At 62.5% G+C, this 16,759-nt stretch carries 15 protein-coding genes; 8 read left to right on the top strand and 7 right to left on the bottom strand.

All coding sequences use genetic code 11. The annotated features are described in order from the left end of the window. Nucleotides 1-144: 144 nt before the first annotated feature. Together EJ075_RS24945 and EJ075_RS24950 are read right to left on the bottom strand one after the other, a co-directional pair. On the bottom strand, nt 145-1,623 hold the full coding sequence (locus tag EJ075_RS24945) for an ABC transporter substrate-binding protein (protein WP_126106136.1): 1,479 nt from the start codon (nt 1,621-1,623) through the stop codon (nt 145-147). A 165-nt stretch (nt 1,624-1,788) separates the two neighbouring features. Next, nucleotides 1,789-3,063, bottom strand: a complete 1,275-nt coding sequence (locus EJ075_RS24950) for an acetylornithine deacetylase/succinyl-diaminopimelate desuccinylase family protein (protein WP_126106137.1) — start codon at nt 3,061-3,063, stop codon at nt 1,789-1,791. 217 nt (nt 3,064-3,280) lie between these two features. Here EJ075_RS24950 and EJ075_RS24955 point away from each other — a divergent pair, with 217 nt between their 5' ends. From EJ075_RS24955 to EJ075_RS24970, 4 genes are all read left to right on the top strand, one after another. Continuing rightward, nucleotides 3,281-3,709 carry a L,D-transpeptidase gene (locus tag EJ075_RS24955; protein WP_126106138.1) on the top strand — a complete coding sequence of 143 codons (429 nt, stop codon included), beginning with the start codon at nt 3,281-3,283 and terminating at the stop codon, nt 3,707-3,709. Between the two features lie 217 nt (nt 3,710-3,926). Then, a complete protein-coding gene (locus tag EJ075_RS24960) occupies nt 3,927-5,009 on the top strand; it encodes a substrate-binding domain-containing protein (RefSeq protein WP_095486666.1) in 1,083 nt (360 codons plus the stop codon). Between the two features lie 84 nt (nt 5,010-5,093). Then, a complete protein-coding gene (locus tag EJ075_RS24965; RefSeq protein WP_126106139.1) occupies nt 5,094-7,349 on the top strand; it encodes an ABC transporter permease in 2,256 nt (751 codons plus the stop codon). Continuing rightward, on the top strand, nt 7,342-8,121 hold the full coding sequence (locus EJ075_RS24970; protein ID WP_126106140.1) for an ATP-binding cassette domain-containing protein: 780 nt from the start codon (nt 7,342-7,344) through the stop codon (nt 8,119-8,121). Before EJ075_RS24965 ends, EJ075_RS24970 begins: the two co-directional genes overlap by 8 nt. Before the next feature lie 120 nt (nt 8,122-8,241). Here the strand turns inward: EJ075_RS24970 and EJ075_RS24975 are convergent, their stop codons facing one another. The 5 genes from EJ075_RS24975 to EJ075_RS24995 all read right to left on the bottom strand — a co-directional run bounded on the left by EJ075_RS24975 (nt 8,242) and on the right by EJ075_RS24995 (nt 13,222). Then, nucleotides 8,242-9,237 carry a lipid A biosynthesis lauroyl acyltransferase gene (locus EJ075_RS24975; RefSeq protein WP_126106141.1) on the bottom strand — a complete coding sequence of 332 codons (996 nt, stop codon included), beginning with the start codon at nt 9,235-9,237 and terminating at the stop codon, nt 8,242-8,244. A gap of 38 nt (nt 9,238-9,275) precedes the next feature. Continuing rightward, entirely contained in the window at nt 9,276-10,304 is a 1,029-nt protein-coding gene (locus tag EJ075_RS24980; protein ID WP_126106142.1) for a zinc-binding dehydrogenase, read from the bottom strand. 119 nt (nt 10,305-10,423) lie between these two features. Further along, the gene (locus tag EJ075_RS24985) at nt 10,424-11,695 is read right to left on the bottom strand and encodes a beta-ketoacyl-ACP synthase (protein WP_126106143.1); all 1,272 of its coding nucleotides are present in this window, start codon (nt 11,693-11,695) and stop codon (nt 10,424-10,426) included. Nucleotides 11,696-11,711: 16 nt separating this feature from the next. Next, the gene (locus EJ075_RS24990) at nt 11,712-12,902 is read right to left on the bottom strand and encodes a beta-ketoacyl-ACP synthase (protein ID WP_126106144.1); all 1,191 of its coding nucleotides are present in this window, start codon (nt 12,900-12,902) and stop codon (nt 11,712-11,714) included. A gap of 38 nt (nt 12,903-12,940) precedes the next feature. Further along, nucleotides 12,941-13,222, bottom strand: a complete 282-nt coding sequence (locus tag EJ075_RS24995; RefSeq protein ID WP_095486660.1) for an acyl carrier protein — start codon at nt 13,220-13,222, stop codon at nt 12,941-12,943. A gap of 216 nt (nt 13,223-13,438) precedes the next feature. On the opposite strand from EJ075_RS24995, the gene EJ075_RS25000 reads away from it, so the two are divergent. The 4 genes from EJ075_RS25000 (at nt 13,439) to EJ075_RS25015 (ending at nt 16,739) form a co-directional block, all read left to right on the top strand. Beyond that, on the top strand, nt 13,439-13,693 hold the full coding sequence (locus EJ075_RS25000; protein ID WP_126106145.1) for a hypothetical protein: 255 nt from the start codon (nt 13,439-13,441) through the stop codon (nt 13,691-13,693). After that, on the top strand, nt 13,690-14,139 hold the full coding sequence (locus tag EJ075_RS25005) for an SRPBCC family protein (RefSeq protein ID WP_126106146.1): 450 nt from the start codon (nt 13,690-13,692) through the stop codon (nt 14,137-14,139). The genes EJ075_RS25000 and EJ075_RS25005 overlap by 4 nt, the downstream gene beginning before the upstream one ends. 546 nt (nt 14,140-14,685) lie before the next feature. Continuing rightward, complete coding sequence (locus tag EJ075_RS25010) at nt 14,686-15,699, top strand: ABC transporter substrate-binding protein (protein WP_126106147.1); 1,014 nt, start codon at nt 14,686-14,688, stop codon at nt 15,697-15,699. Nucleotides 15,700-15,728: 29 nt separating this feature from the next. After that, nucleotides 15,729-16,739: an ABC transporter substrate-binding protein gene (locus EJ075_RS25015; protein WP_126106148.1), complete on the top strand. Its 1,011-nt coding sequence runs from the start codon at nt 15,729-15,731 to the stop codon at nt 16,737-16,739. Nucleotides 16,740-16,759 lie beyond the last annotated feature (20 nt).

Here is a 16,759-nt window from a genome sequence, read left to right on the forward strand (position 1 = left end):
GTTTCCATGCCGGCGCTGGCCTTGCAAGGCTGATGGTTAGCGAAAGCCGCGATGAGGGCTCGATCTCCCCCCTTGAGGGGGAGATGTCCGGCAGGACAGAGGGGGGTGCGACGGAGTGCAAGTTTCGCCTTTCTGTCAGCTGCCTCACTCCGTCCACTTCACCTTGGTCAGGTCGTTGGCCTGGATCGGCGCGTTTTCCCAAAAACCTTCCAGCTTGGCGTCCCAGACGCCGGCTTTCGGCAGTTCGTAGAGGAAGCCGACCACGGCGTCGTCGGCCAGTATCTTCTGCGCCTCGCCGAGCAGCGTCATGCGCTTGGCCTCATCGGAGGTGAGGTTCAGATCGGCGATGATCTTGTCGAAGGTCGGATTGTCGTAGTTGAAGTAATAATCCTTGCGCGAATAGATATCGATGTCGTTGGGCTCGGTGTGGGACACGATGGTCAGGTCATAGTCCTTTTTGGTGAAGACCTGGTCCAGCCACTGCGCCCATTCCACGGGCACGATCTGCAGATCGATGCCGACATCGCGAAGCTGCGACGCGATGATCTCGCCGCCAAGCCGCGCATAGGAAGGCGGCGGCAGTTTCAGCGTCGCCTTGAAGCCGCTCTCCAGGCCGGCTTCCTTCAGCAGTTCCCTGGCCTTGTCGACATTGTGCGGATAGAGGCCGGTGAGGTCGACATAGGCCTTGTTGGCGGGCGACATGTGCGAGCCGATCGGCACGCCAAGGCCGGCCGAGGCGCCGTCGATGATCGCCTTGCGGTCGAGCGCAAACGAAATCGCCTGCCTGACCTGCAGCTTGTCGAACGGCGACTTCTTGTTGTTCATCGAAAGGATGGTCTCACCCTCGGTCGCGCCGATCACCACCTTGAAGCGCGGGTCGCCCTGGATCTGCGCGACGCTGTCGGGATCGAAGAAAGGGAAGGCCTGAACATCGCCGGAAAGCAGCGCCGGCACGGCGGCTGCGGCATCCGTGACGATACGGAATTCGGCTTTGTCGAGAGCAACCGGGGCACCCCAGTAAGTGTCGGATTTGATCAGCGTGATCGATGAGCCTTTGGCCCAGCTCTGGAACTTGAACGGTCCGGTGCCAACAGGCTTTTCCTTGTTGGTGTCGGCTGTCTCAGGCGCGACGATAACCGCGTCGCCCCAGCCCATATTGTAGAGGAAGGAGCTTTGCGGGTTCTTCAGCGTGATCTTGACCGTCGCCGGATCGACCACCTCGACCGTATCGATGGCGGCGAACAGGCCCTTTTGCGCGTTGACGGAGTTGTCGGCACTGGCGCGGTCGAGCGAGAATTTCACGTCGTCGGCGTTGAAATCGGTGCCGTCATGGAATTTCACGCCGGTGTGGAGCTTGAAGGTGTAGGCCTTGCCGTCATCGGAAATGGTCCAGCTGTCGGCGAGATCCGGCAGCACCTCGCCGTTCGAGCCGATGCGGGTCAACCCCTCGAACACGTTGGCGTAAAGCACTTCATCGATCGCCGCCGCGGCACCCGCTGTCGGATCGAGATGCGGGGGTTCGAGCGGAATGCCGATGACCAGATCGGTCCGCGCGGCAAATGCCGATGTTCCGGCGGCCAGAACCAGGCCCGCAGCGGTGAGAATGGTTTTCCATAATTTCATCGTGCAGCTCCCGATATGCTCAAAAAAATGTTCAAAACCCGGTGGATAGAAGCGTGATTTCGCCGAGGAGTAAATTGCGTTTCGTGCTTTCCGGCGGCGCCAGCAGGAATGTTTTTCCGTTAGCCGCCGACTCAAGCAATTGAAGCTTGCCCCGTCGCTGCCGGATTACCGTGCGCTCCTGAGCAGTATGTTCAGCCCGATCGCCATCACCTTGGCGGATTCTACCATGTCTGATATCCCGACCCATTCGTCGGGCCTATGGGCGAGGTCGAGAATGCCCGGGCCATAGGCGATACAGTCATAGATGTGGCCGATGCGGGCAATGTGCTTCTGGTCGTAGGTGCCGGGCGAAATCACGTAGTCGGGCTCGCGGTCGAATATCTCCATGATGCCTTGCGCCACCGCCTTGACCACCGGCGCATCGCGCTCGGTCATCAGCGGCAGCACCTCCATCAGGTCGCGGATTTCGTAGTCGAATTTTTTCCGCTCGCGCTTCAGCCGGTCGAGGATATTGGTCACCTCGCTTTTGACCGTGCCCAAATCCTCTTCGAGCAGGAAGCGGCGGTCGATGGTCAGCCGGCACGAATCGGGCACGTTGGGCGAGGGCAGGCCGGGCCGGAAATCCTCCGTCTGGCCGCCATGGATCGAGTTGATGTTCATGGTCGAGCGCTTTGCGCCGTCGGGCACGACCGGCATGCTTGTCACCTTGCGGTCGAGCGCCGGGAACAGCTCGTCCTCGAAAGCCCCCAGCACGGCGCCCATATGGCGCACCGCATTATCACCGAGGAACGGCATCGAGCCGTGCGCGATCTCGCCCTTGGTTTCGATCTCCGCCCACCACACCCCGCGATGGCCAAGGCAGATGCGATCCTTGTTCAACGGCTCGGGGATTATGACGTGATCGACCTTCGGCTTGGAGAAATAGCCGAGCCTGGCCAGATGGGCGACGCCGCCAAAGCCGCCGGACTCCTCATCGACCGTGCCTGATATTTCGATGGCGCCTGGAAAGTCGGGGAAGACCTCCATGAAGGCTTCGACGGCGATGATCGAGGCGGCCAAGCCCCCCTTCATGTCGCAGGCGCCGCGGCCATAGACCTTGCCGTCCCTGACGATGCCGGCGAAGGGATCGAGGCTCCAGCCGTCGCCGGCTTCGACCACGTCGATATGCGAGTTGAAATGCACGCAGGCGCCGGGCGAGCGGCCATCGAAGCGGGCGACGACATTGACGCGCGGATAGCGGTCAGTGTCGCCGGGCGTGCCTTCGGCGCGGATGAATTCGACTTCGAAACCGCGCTTCTTCAGCCGCGCACCAACGTATTCGGCGCATGGCCGGTAGGCTTCGCCAGGCGGATTGATGGTTGGAAAGCGGATCAGGTCGGCGGTCAGTGCGACCAGGTCGTCGATCCGATCATCGACCGCTTTCAGGAGAAGCTCGTTCATTCGGCGAATTGAGCAGCCAACGATGCGCTTTGGCAAGCCTGTTGGTGGGTGCGCCCTGGTTGCGTGTCGTTGCGGCAACTATCGCGGGAAATCGTTCAAATTTGCTGCTTTGGATTGGTGAATTCGTCAGAGGTGTGTGGTTACCTCATTCACTTGCCAAAAGAAGAAGAATAGCATGAAAGCAGGCAGGCAAGGGCAATCAAAGGGGTTTGATCGCATGAAAAAGACCGTTCTCATGGCAGCGTTACTGGTAACGATGCTGTTCGGTTCTTCGGTCGAGGGCTGGGCAGCCAAGCTGGTTGCAAGGATCGACGTGTCATCGCAGACGATGACTGTAAGATACGGTCAGGCGGTTTACCGATGGCGCGTATCCACGGCGCGCCAAGGTTATATCACGCCGCGCGGCACCTACCGGCCGCAACGAACGGCACGGATGTGGTATTCGCGCAAATACGACATGTCGCCGATGCCTCATTCGGTATTCTACCGCGGCGGCTATGCCATCCATGGCACGGGAGCGGTGAAGTCTCTCGGGCGCCCGGCGTCGCATGGCTGCGTGCGGCTGCATCCCTCCAATGCCGCCGCCTTCTATTCGATGGTGCGGCAAGCCGGCTTCCGCAACACACGGATCGTCGTGACCAACTAACTGGCTGCACGCTCGCGGCCCTACAAGAACTCAGAGAGGGCGCTTCTTGTGAAGCGACGCCTGCTTTCCGCGCTGAACCAATTCGTCGGGGAAAGTGGGAGCCTATTTACGCGGGCAAGCTTTGGGCAGAATATACGGGGTGGGAGGAAGCATTCGGAATCTCCTGAATAAATGCGCCTGAACGGCTTCCGACCGTTGGTTGCAAGGGAGGATAATCATGAAACGTATTTTCTCGCTCGCGGCGTGTGCCGCGGCGTTATCGCTCGGCGTATCGAACGCCTACGCACAATCGGGCGGTGTCGATAAGGCGGTCGGCGGCTACAGTTTCGAAGAAGCCGCAAAGGAGGCCCCCGGTACCAAGGACTTCCATTCGGCCGATGGCCACCTCACTTTCGCTATCGTGACACACACTGCCGGCAATGGCTTCTTCGATCCGGTCTACGTCGGCGCCACCGTCGCCGGCAATCTGATCGGCGCCAAGGTCCTGCTGCTCGGCTCGGAATCGCCGACCGACGACCCTGCCCGCGAGATCGAAATCCTGAACCAGATCGTGCAGGACCCGACGATCGACGGGCTGATCATGACAACGCCCCAGGTCGGCGCCTATAACGACATCGTCAAGGCCGCAGAGGCGAAGGGCATACCGATCGCCACGACCAATTCCTTTGACGGCACGATCCTCAACCGCAGCAGCATCGGCCACACCGGCCAGGACGCCTCGGCTGCAGCAATCGCCGGCGAGGCGCTCGTCAAGTGCCTCGCGGACAAGGGTATCGAGAAGGGTTCGATCGTCCTGCCGTCGTCGACCGCAATGGGCAACATCGAGGTGAACAATCGCGTCACTTCGGCTTTCAACGCCATCGTCAAGGGCTTGCAGGATGCCGGCAAGCTTGATGCCTTCAAGGTCGACGCGGGTCCGGAGAACACCGGTATCGACACCAATCCGAACGACCCGGTGAACGGCATCGTGACGCTGTTCGAATCGCGCGGCGACGTCGTTGGCGCGTTCGCCGGCAACAACGTGTTCACGCCGGCGCTTGCCAAGGCCGTTGCTCAGACCGGAATGACCGGCAAGATCTGCGCCTACGGTTTCGACCTCGGCCCGGCCCAGCAGGATGCGATGAAGAGCGGCGATCTGACCGGCGCGCTCGGGCAGCAGCCTTTCTTGCAGGGCTTCTGGCCGGTCATGCAGCTCTATCTGGAGATCGATCGCGGCATCGCGGCGGCCAACCTCGACACACGCGCCCAACTGGTGACGAAAGAGACCGTCGAGGACGTCGGCAAGCGCTTCGAGAACTGAGTCCGCTCGGAACGTCTGAAATCACTGCGGGAGGGCGCAAGCTCTCCCGCAATGCGGCAGCAGGGAAATCGACCAGAAGAGACCATGGCGTTTACCGCGACCACATCGCTCGGCCGTGCGCCGTCCCAGATTGTCGGCGGCTGGGAGGTGGGGCTCGTTGCCTTGCTTTTGCTGCTCTATCTCGGCGGCGCTCTCGTCAATCCCGCGTTCTTCGGGTCAACGGGGGCGTTTCACTCGCTGCTCCGCGACACCTCGCGCGTTGCCATCATCGCAGTCGGCGTGACCTTCGTCATCGTCAACAAGGACCTCGATCTTTCGGTCGGCTCCACCTACGGCCTCGTCGCCGTCGTCTTCGCCAGGCTGTTCGCGCCGAGCTTTCTTGATCTCGGCGTCGTCACGTCGGTGATCCTCTGCCTGCTGCTCGGCACGCTGATCGGGCTGGTCAACGGCGTGCTCGTCACCATCCTGAAGGTGCCGGCGTTCATCGCCACGCTGACTATCCTCTTCATCGGCCGCGGCTTCGTGCTGGCGCTGACCCACGGCCAGGCGATCTACTATCCCGCCAAGGCGACCGGCTATCCGGGTTTTTTTCACCTCGGCGAGACCAACCTCCTCGGCTTCAACAACCAGATCGTGATCTTCGTCGTTGTCGCCGTGATCGGCGCCTATGTGCTCGCCAAGACGCGCTGGGGCTACGAGACCTTCGCCACCGGCGGCAACGAGCAGGCGGCGTCCTATGCCGGCATCCCGACCAACTGGGTGCGCATCCGAGCCTACCTGATCTCCTCGCTCTGCGCGGCGCTTGCCGGCCTGCTGTCGGCAGCCCAGGACAAAGGCGTGACGCCCCTGTATGGCGTCAGCGGTGAGCTAATCGTCATTGCCGCCGTGATCATCGGCGGCGCCTCGATCCTCGGTGGCCGCGGCCGGGTCGCCGGATCCTGCCTTGGCGCGCTGCTGGTGGTGCTGCTCGACAAGGTGTTGCGCGAGGGCTGGCCGATCACGCGCATCATCAAGATCGGCGACGAGGAGATCACGGTCAACGCCGTCTTCTCGCTGCCGGTCGGCGCGGTGCCGGTGTTCCTCGGGCTGCTGCTCATCGTCGCGGTGCTCATCGAGCCCTATCTGATCCGGCGCCAGGTGGCAGGGCGCCTCTGGGCCTGGCTCCGCGGCCGGCCGCCGCCACCGGCCTACGAGATCGGCAGCATCGCGATCGAGGGGGTGCAGACCAAGGGCGCGATGGCGACCGACATGGCGCTGTCGGCCACCGGGTTCGGCAAGTTCCTCGCCCGGCGCGACGCGCTCGCCGTCATCCTGGCCGTGCTCCTGTGGCTGACCGGCCTCGCGCTCCGGCCGGACTACTGGTGGAACCTGTCCAATAGCTTCGCGATCCTGCTCAACTACACCGAGCTTGCGCTGATCACCATCGGGCTCACCTACGTCATCGCCGCCGGCGATATCGACCTCTCCGTCGGGGCGGTGCTTGCCCTCGCCGGCAGCACCGCCGCCTATTTTCTCAAGGTCCTCGGCGCCGACCCCGTGACCGCCGTGGCGATGGGCCTGCTCGCGGGCATGTGCGCCGGCCTCGTCAACGCGATCGTCACCGTCGGCTTCAAGCTGCCGGCCTTCATCGCCACGCTCGGCATGTTCTACATCGCCCGCGGCCTCGCCGCCTGGTTCGTCGCCGGGCAGCAGCTCACCGGCTGGCCCGAGGGCTACAACCTGCTTGGCCGCAAGGTGAACGACATCCTGCTGCACTACCGCATCTCGCTGCCGGACGGACTCCTGCGCTCGGTCGCCGAGGTGGTGAGCGTCCAGACCATCTGGATGCTGTTCGTCGCCCTCATTGCCGGCGTCGTGCTCGCCTACATGCCGTTCGGGCAGAAGGTCTATGCGACCGGCGGCAACATTCGCGCCGCCGCTTATGCCGGGATCAACACCAACCGGGTGCGGTTCCTCGCGCTCATGCTGGCGGCGCTCTGCGCGACAATGGCCGGGATCATCAACGTCGCCTACTTCCGCAGCTTCAACCCGGTGGCCGGCCAGTTCCGCGAGCTCGACGCCATCGCCTCGGTGATCATCGGCGGCGGTTCGATCTTCGGCGGCTACGGCACCGTGATCGGGGCGCTCGCCGGGGCGGCAGTGATCACCCTGATCCGGGCGCTGCTGCAGCTCAACGTCCAGGGCTTCGCCATGCCGCAGCACTGGATCAACGTCTTCATCGGCGGCATCCTGATCGTGGCGGTGCTGATCGACATCTGGGTGCGCCAGGCCAACATCTTCGGCCGCCTGCGGGCGCGCCTCGCGCGGCGCACAAGAACGGCGGAGACCACCCATGCGTGACCCGACTAGGCCTGCACCGATCGTAGAAATGCGGGGCATCGAAAAAGCCTTCGGTGCGGTGCAGGCGCTCCGCAACGTCGACCTCGTGCTCTATCCCGGCGAGATACTGGGCCTCGTCGGCGACAACTCGGCCGGCAAGTCGACGCTGATGAAGATCCTGACCGGCGCCTACCAGCGCGACGCCGGCGAGATCTTCGTCGCCGGGCAGCCGGTGCACTTCAAGAGCCCGCACGAAAGCCGCGACGCCGGCATCGAGATGATCTACCAGGACTTCGCTCTTTGCGGGAATATGGATGTCGGTCAGAATATCTTTCTTGGCCGTTGGCCGCTCAAGGGCCTTTTCGTCAATCGGCGGAAAATGTACGCGGAAGCCGACAGTGTGCTGAAGCGGCTCAAGGTCGACGTGAACTCCGTCTATCAAAAGGTCGAGAGCCTGTCGGGCGGCCGCCAGCAATCTGTGGCGATTGCCCGCGCTATCTCCTTCCAGCCGCGCGTGGTGATCCTCGACGAGCCGACCGCCAATCTCTCGGTGATGGCGACCGAGCGGCTGCTCGAGACCATGCTGGAACTGAAAAAGCAGGGCGTTGCCCAGATCATCATCTCCCACCGCCTCGTTGACATCTTCGCTGTGGGCGATCGCGTGATGGTGCTGAAGCGCGGCGAGAACGTCGGCGATCGCTACATCAAAAACACCGACGAGCATGAGGTCCTGGAGATCATCGTCTCCGGCACGCGAGAGCACGCACTTACGGCCGATGAGGCAAAGCTTTGACCGATCAGGAACGCCGCAAAAAAACCCGCCTCGGGAGCCGGGCGGGTCGGTGGCGCAAATCAGCACCATACCAAAATCTATAGCATAACTGCCGTCACAAAGCAATGTTGCGGCTTCCGCTCAGGCGGCTTTGCCGCGCTGTCTCGCCTGTTGACGCTTTCGGCGCCGGCCGCTGATTTCCCACCTTTTGTGGAACCACATCCACTGGCCGGGATCCTCGCGCACCCAACGCTCGACCACGTCGTTGAGCAGCTGGGTGGTGCCATGGACGTCGACACTGCCGCCGGCAGAGCGCGGCAAGGTCAGCTTGTCCTCGATCTCGAGCCGGAAGCGGTTGCCCGGCAGGCGCACGCAGCGCGCCGGATAGACATCGCAGTCATAGTGCCGCGCCAGAGTGCCCAGAACCCGGTTGCTCTCGCATGGGCGGCCGAAGAAGGTCGTTTCGAGCCCGCCCGAGAATTTCTGGTCGACCAGCACACCGATATTGCCGCCTTTCTCCAGGATGGCGGCAAGCGCGAAGGAAGCGCCGGTCGAGGAGGGCAGAAGCGATCCCATGGTCGAGCGGCGCGTCGAGAGGATGTAGTCGGCAAGGTAAGGGTTGTTGGGCGGGCGAAACAGCGCCGTGATGTTCATGCCGAAAGTGGCTGCCGCCACCGGAAGCAGCTCGAAATTGCCGAGATGCCCGGTGAAGATGATATGCGGTTTTTGCTCGCCGGCGATCTCGACGAAATGATCGACGCCGCGGACCTCGACGCGGCCCGGCTTCGTCGCGGCGGGATCGTAGTCGAACAGAGCGTCGAGAAAGATGTACTCGGCAGCGAGGCGCGCCATGTTGCCCCACATGTCGGAAGCGATGGCCTGGATCTCGCTGTCGCTCTTCTGGGGATAGGCCTTGCGCAGATTGGCGATGGCGACGTTGTGGCGCCCGACCCACGGACCAATGCGGCGGGCGACGCGGTCGGCGAAATTGAGCGCGCTGTCGACCGGCAGCAGGCGCAGCACCCAAATCATCGTCATGGCGGCACGCGCAAGCAGCCAATAGTTGAATTGGCGCAGCCGTCTGCCATGGCGGAACGCCAAGTCCCTGCGGAGCTTCTTGAAGGCGTTGCCGACCATTCCTAGACCATGATGTTTTTAGACAGCAACATCATGGTCTAACCGACGCGCAGGATGATCTTGCCGAACACGTCGCGGCCTTCCATGCGCTTCAGCGCGGCCTCGATGTCGCCGAAGCCGACTTCGGTGTCGATAACCGGAGAAACCAGCCCCGCCGCCATTTTCTGCATGGCGTCGGCCATGTTTTCCATGCGGCAGCCGAAGGAGCCGAGCAGCTTCAGCTGCTGCTGGAACAATTGCATCAGATTGATCTGCGTCGACACGCCCGAGGTCGAGCCGCAGGTCACCAGGCGACCGCCGCGCTTCAGGCACAGCATCGAGGCGGCAAAAGTGTCGGCGCCGACATGCTCGAACACGACGTCGACGCCCTTCTTCTTCGTCAGCTTGCGCACGACGCCTTCGAAACGGTCCTCGCGATAGTTGATGACATGGTCGGCGCCAAGTGCCTTCGCCTTGTCGATCTTGTCGTTCGAGCCGACCGTGGTGATCACGGTGCAGCCCATTTTCTTCGCCAGCTGGATCGCGGCGGAGCCGATGCCCGAGCCGCCGGCATGGATGAGGATCGTTTCGCCGGGCTGCAGCCGGGCATTGTCGAACAGCATGTGCTCGACCGTGCCGAAGGTGACGGGCGCGACGGCCGCGCCGATATCCGTCACGCCTGGCGGGGCAGGGACCAGCAGGCGCGCCGGGAGGTTTATCTTTTCTTGCGCAAAGCCGTCGAGATGGAAGCCGTGAACGCCCGAAACATGCTCACAGAGATTGTCGCGGCCTTCGCGGCAGGCGCGGCAAAGCCCGCAGGTGCGCGCGCCATAGATCGACACTAGCTGTCCGGGCACAAGGCTGGAGACGCCGGGACCGACTGCCTCGACCTCGCCGGACGCTTCGGCGCCGACGACCAGCGGCAGCTTGCGCTTGGCAAAGGCCATGCCGCGCCAGCCCCAGACGTCGATATGGTTGAGCGCCACGGCCTTGATGCGCAGCGTCACTTCACCTAGCGCAGGCTGCGGCGGGGGCGGCAGGTCCACCGTTTCAAGGCGGCGGTCCTCGATAAGTTGCAATGCGCGCATTAGGCCTGTCGGTTCTGTTGAGCGGAAAGCGCGACTTAAAAACGCGTCGCGCGTTTTAAGTCCTTGTTTTTATGCATGTCGTTGTCCCAAAACCGCATCGCACTTTTGGGCGACATGCATTAGACCGGTTCCCGCGCCATGACAAGGCAGGTGTTCTGGCCGCCGAAGCCGAAGGAGTTCGACAGCACCGTGCCGACCTCGGCGTTGCGCTTCATGTTCGGCACCACGTCGAGCACGATCGCCGGATCGGGATTGTCGTAATTGATGGTCGGCGGAATGACGCTTTCGCGCATGGTCATCAGCGAAAACGCGGCCTCGACGGCGCCGGCCGCCGACAGCGTGTGGCCGATCATCGACTTGTTCGACGAGATCGGCATCGAGCCGATCCGCTCGCCGAACACGGTCGACAGCGACAGATGCTCCATCTTGTCGTTTTCCGGCGTCGAGGTGCCATGGGCGTTGACATAATCGATCTCGTCTTCGCTCAGGCCGGCATCGGCGAGGGCAGCGCGAACCGCAGCGATCGCCGGCGAACCGTCCGGCTTCGAGCGGGTGCGATGGAAATCGTCGGCCTTCTCGCCGCAGCCGCGCAGGATGCCGAGAATGGTCGCGCCGCGAGCCAGTGCGGCCTCCAGCGATTCCAATACCAGCGCGCCAGAACCCTCAGCGAGGACAAAACCGTCCCGGTCCTTGGAGAACGGCTTGGACGCCTTTTCGGGGATGTCGTTATGGGTGGAGAGCGCGGAAAGCAGCGAGAAACGGATCAGCGCCTCGGCGGTCGCGGATCCGTCGGCGCCGATCGACAGCGCCCTGTCGCATTCGCCGCGGCGGATCGCCTCGACGCCGAGCTGGATCGAGGTGGCGCCCGAGGCGCAGGCCGTCGACAGCGTGATCGGCAGGCCGCGCGTCCCAAAACGGTCGGCGAGCCGGTCGGCGATCGAACCGAACTGGGTGGTCTCGAAAACATCAAGTTCCTTCAAGCCGCGCGCCACGCGAAGCAGCCTCTCGGCGCCGATGTCGTCCTTGTCGGAATTGTAGAGCGAAAAGCGCTCGCTCCAGTCGAGTTCGACCGGCGGCGAGGCGAGGAAAAGCGGCCCGCCGAAATCGCCCGAATTAAGGCCGGCTTCGGCCACGGCTTCCTGCGCGGCGGTCTCGGCCAATTCATAGGTGAGGAGACTGGCGCCCTTGGAGCTCGACGGCAGGAAATCGACCATGCCGGAGATGCGGGTGTTCAGATGGTCGACCGGAAAGCGGGTGATCGGATGGATGCCGGACTTGCCTGCTGTGAGCGCCGCCCAATTGTCGGCCTTGCCGACGCCCAGCGACGTCACCACGCCGATACCGGTGACGGCGACGATCGGCCTGCCCATGTGGTCGTTCAAATTGGCCATGACTTGTCCTGGACCTTTAATCGGCGGCGTTGACCAACGCCAAGCCCTCGAATTGGTGATAGCCGATTGCCGTTGCAAGGACGCTCCTGGGGACGCCGTTGAACGGCTTCTCGGTGGCGGCGTCAAAGGCCGGGTAGGCGGCCTTGCGCTCGACAGCCAATGCCGCCAGCGCCACCGCGAAGGGAAATTGCGCTTCCTTCATGTGGCCGGTCAGCGTCGAAAAGCCGCGTGCGGCAATCGCCGGATTTGCGCCGAGCGCCGATTTCTCGGCGGCAGTTGCGGCATGGGCACCCGAAGCGCCTGAAATCGTCAGCAACTCGCCGTTCGGCAATGCTGCCTGACTGAGCAGCGCGGCAATCTCGCCATCGAGCTCACCCTGTCGGCGTTTGGCGCGCCCGGATACGACCGGGCCGAGTTCGGCATAGATCTTTCGCCCGCGGCTGATCGCGTGCTCGCGCTGTTCCAGGACGAGAAACGCGCCGCCGGATCCGGTCACGACGCCGCCGCCTTCGGCGCCTTGCCTCTGCCAGACCGGTCTCCAGGGGCCGCGATGCAGGTAGCCGGCCAGTTCATAGCCGAGCAGCATGTCGGAGTGTTCGGTCTGGAAGGCGCCGCCGACCAGTATGTGCGTCGATTGCCCGGAGCGGATGCGCGCGGCGGCTGTCTCGACGGCGGCGACGCCTGCACCTTCCTCGCCCATGAAGGTGCGCGACGATCCCGTCACCTTGTGGACGATCGAGATGTTGCCGGCGAGCAGGTTGGAAAGCTGCGCCAGAAAGAGCGTCGGCCGCAATTCGGTGGTCAGTTTCTCGTTGAGCAGCACGTCGCGGTCGTTGCGGCTTTCCGAAGCGGCGAGAATATCGGCGTCGACCGCCTCGTCGCGCTCGCCGCCGCCGGCAGCCACCACCATGTCCATGGTCGTGCAGAGTTCGTCATTGCCCTTGATGCCGGCATCGTCCAGCGCCATTCCGGCGGCGTAGGTGCCGAGCCTCTGCCAGGTTTCCATCTGCCGCTGGTCGCCGCGCTTGGCGATCTGCAGGTTCCAGTCGATCTCCGGCAGCGGGTGGACGGTGTAGGGCGAGAAGCGCGCGGCTTCGAGCATAGGTTCCAGGCCCGGCTGGGCAAGTTTGCGCCAATGCGCATCCGGACCTTCTCCCAGCGAAGAGACAAGGCCGATGCCTGATATGACGACGTGGTGAGGGCTCATGGGCGGCTATTGTGGGTCAGGCTTGAAGACGAACTATTTTAGGCGTTCTTGGCCGCGACCAGGGCGTCGATCTTGGCGCACAGGTTCTTCATGACGAAGTAATCGTCGGTCGAGGCCTTGCCGTCATTGACCTCTTGCGTCCACTTTTCCAGCGGCACCTTGATGCCGAATTCCTTGTCGATGGCAAAGACGATGTCGAGGAAGTCGAGGCTGTCGATGCCGAGGTCGTCGATAGTGTGGCTTTCAGGGGTAATCGTGTCGATATCGATCTCACTGGTGTCGGCGATGATCTTGGCGACTTTGGCGAACGTGGTGGACAAGGGCTTTTCCTTCGATTGCGGGCGGAATCTGTCCGCATGTGTTTGGGCGCTGTCTAATCGGTTTTTCCGGGCAGGAAAAGGCCTGATACGCCGGGCGCAGATGGGGTGGCTGTTCCGCCAGGGCAATAGGGGTCGCCGGCACCCCTCCCGGCGATATGCCGCAACCATCCCATCTCTGGTCATTGCGTGTACCTATGTACCATGGTACGGAACATTATGACCATAGAACGCGTGCAGACCGGGGTGCGCCTGGAAAAACGATTGGTGAAGGTACTCAAGGCCTTGGCCGAGCATCGCGACATGAGCCTGGGTGACCTGATCGAGGGCATCGTGCTGCATGCTTTCGAAGGCCAGGCGCCGTTTTCCCCGGCGACCCAGGAAACAATCGGCCAATTGAAGCGCATCTACGGGCTCGAGCTTGGCGCAGCGGATAGCCACCGCCTGGCGGAAACGGGCGGGGAGGGCGGATGACGAACCATCTTGAGCGCAGCCACAGCATCGTGCTTTCGGGGCCGGTCGACCGCGTCTTTCCTCTGTTCACGCCGATTGGAGAGACGCTGTGGGTGGACGGCTGGAACCCGGAGTTTCTGCATCCGCAAGACGGGGAGACGCGCCAGGGCATGGTCTTCCGGACCGCCCACGGTGATGAGACCACGCTCTGGGCCTGCACGGACTGGGAACCCGTGGCGCATCGTGTCCGCTATGTCCGGGTGACGCCGGATTCGCGTTTCGGATTTGTCGAAGTGGCCTGCAGTCCGACCACGGACGGAGGCACGGAGGCGTCGATAGCCTACACGTTCACTGCCTTGAATACGGCAGGAGCATCGTATCTTTCCGAACTGACGGAGGACGCGTTCGCGCACATGATCGAGGGATGGAAGCTCCGTATCGATGCGTGGCTGAGTATCAAAATCTAGCGCTGGGTACCTTAAACCAACTGCCGCTAAGGGTGGAACTTTACCTTCGCTCCGTCTCCCGGAACAGCGCCGTCGCGCCAGAAGCTGTCCTTGCCAAGCTGATCGCGAAATGTCGCCTCTGGGCCGACAGCGGGATGGCGGCTCCGAGACCTCAGGATGACGATAGCGGATGTCTGTAAGCCAGCTTTAGTTTCTCAATCTGACCCGAAGCAGACTTTTGTGTCGATCATTCGGAACGGTCGCAAGTAAACTAGAAGTGGCATTCGCAACCGCGCAAACGGTCTCCCTGACAGCGAGGCGCTGGCGTGACGTTTGGCGCGAGTAAGTTTTGCGCTCGCAGCCAACGCAAATTGGGCGTATCGTGGCATATCGTCGGTTGCTAATAAATGAGCCGTCGACTGAGAGCGCAAGACTCCCGCAGCGGACTGGGCACGCTAGAATCCACAACCACTCGTCGCGCCCACGAGACCATCTGCCTCCGCCGAAACCTCTTTTGCTCGGTTCCGGCCAGAATTGTCGTTTGCGATTCGGAAGAGGACCGTTCGGATGCAGATCATGCAAACCCGCCGCCGATTCCTGGCCGGCGCTGCAATGGCGGGCGCTGCCGGTATCGTCGGCCTTCCGGAGTCACTCCGCGCGGAGCCGCCGCTGGAAACAACGACGGTTCGTCTGCCGCGGTGGGTTGGTGGTTCCTACTGCTGGGCAGGCGCGTACATCGCCGGAGAACTGATGCGCGCAGAGGGTTTCACCGACGTTCGCTACGTAGAAGCCGACAGAAGCGTCGACCAATCGGAATGGATCGCACGTGGTGAGACCGATTTTTCCGTGAACTTTCCGCCGAATCAGATCGCGTCGATCGACGCTGGCGTGCCGATCAAGGTGCTAACCGGGTTGCACTCGGGATGCCTCGAACTGATCGCCAAGGAGAGCATCCGCAGCGTCACGGATCTGCGGGGCAAGAGGGTGGGCGTGGATGGTTTCAATAATTCGCGACACGTGTGGCTGACCCTCATGTCCGCGTATGTCGGGCTCGATCCCGTGAACGATATCCAGTGGGTCCTGACTGAAGACGTCAAGCCGACGGAACTCTTCGCCCAAGGAAAGATCGACGCATTCCTCGGCACACCGCCCCAGCCGCAGGAGCTGCGCGCCAAGAAGATCGGCCACACGATCCTCAACAATGCCGTCGACCGCCCATGGTCACAGTATTTCTGCTGCATGATCTCCGCGACGACGGACTATGTGAACAGGCATCCGGTGGCGACCAAGCGGGTCTTGCGATCCATCCTCAAGGCCGCCGACCTCTGCGCGTCGGATCCGCAGTGGGTGGCCCGGCAGATGGTCGATCGCGATTTCGTCCCGTCGTATGACTACGCGCTGCAAACGCTGAAGGATATCCGGTACGACCGCTGGCGGGAATTCGACCCTGAAGACTCCCTGCGGTTCTACACACTGCGCATGCAAGAGACGGGCATGATCAAATCGAGCCCGCAATGGATCATCGCCGAGGGAACGGACTGGCGGTTCCTCAACGAGTTGAAGCGAGAGCTGAAAACCTGATCCCATTTGTCTCAAGGGGAGACGTGGACATGCAGATCATCCAGAACCGCCGCCGTTTCCTAGCCGGCGCTGCGTCAGCCGGCGCCGCGGGCCTTATCGGCACCTCGACACAAGGCTGGGCTGAGCCGCTGCCGGAGACCACCTCGGTCCGCCTGCCGCGGTACATCGGCGGCGCCTATTGCTGGGCGGGCCTGTACCTCGCCGGAGAGATGCTGCGCGCCGAGGGGTTCACCGATGTCCGCTATGTGCAAGGTGACAAGAAGGTTGATCATTCGGCGTGGATTGCAAACGGCGAGACGGATTTCAGTGTGAACTACGTGCCGATTCATCTGGCGTCGATCGATGCAGGCGTGCCGATCAGGGTACTAAGCGGACTGCACTCCGGCTGCCTCGAACTGATCGCCAACGACAGCGTCAAGGGCATCTCGGATCTGCGGGGAAAGCGGGTTGGGGTCTTTATGCTTGATTCGCCGCAATACGTGTTGGTTTCTCTGATGGCCGCCTATGTTGGGCTCGATCCCGTCAACGACATCGAATGGGTCATCGAAGAGCACAATTTTGCGGAAGGCTTCATCGAAGGAAAGTACGATGCAGTGCTCGGCCAACCGCCCCGCACGCAGGAACTTCGCTCCAGGAAAGTAGGCCACACGATCCTCAACTCGACCACCGACCCGCCGTGGTCGCAGCACTTCTGCTGCATGATTTCCGCGACTGCGGATTATATAGACAGATATCCGGCGGCGACAAAGCGCGTCCTGCGGTCCATCCTCAAGGGCGCCGACCTCTGTGTCTCAGATCCGTCATGGACTGCAGGGCAGATGGTCGATCGAGGTTTCGTCCCCAGCTACGAACTCGCGCTGCAAACGCTTGGCGACATCCGGTACGACAGATGGCGGGATTTCGATGCCGAAGCCTCGATGCGCTTCTACGCGCTGCGCATGCACGAAACGGGCATGATCAAGTCGAGCCCGCAAGAGATAATCGCCACCGGAACGGATTGGCGCTTTCTCGATCAACTAAAGCAGGAGTTGAAGACGTAGGCAATCGCCACCACGCCGTG

This window comes from Mesorhizobium sp. M6A.T.Cr.TU.016.01.1.1 (assembly GCF_003952585.1).
In the GTDB taxonomy this organism is placed as follows: domain Bacteria; phylum Pseudomonadota; class Alphaproteobacteria; order Rhizobiales; family Rhizobiaceae; genus Mesorhizobium; species Mesorhizobium mediterraneum.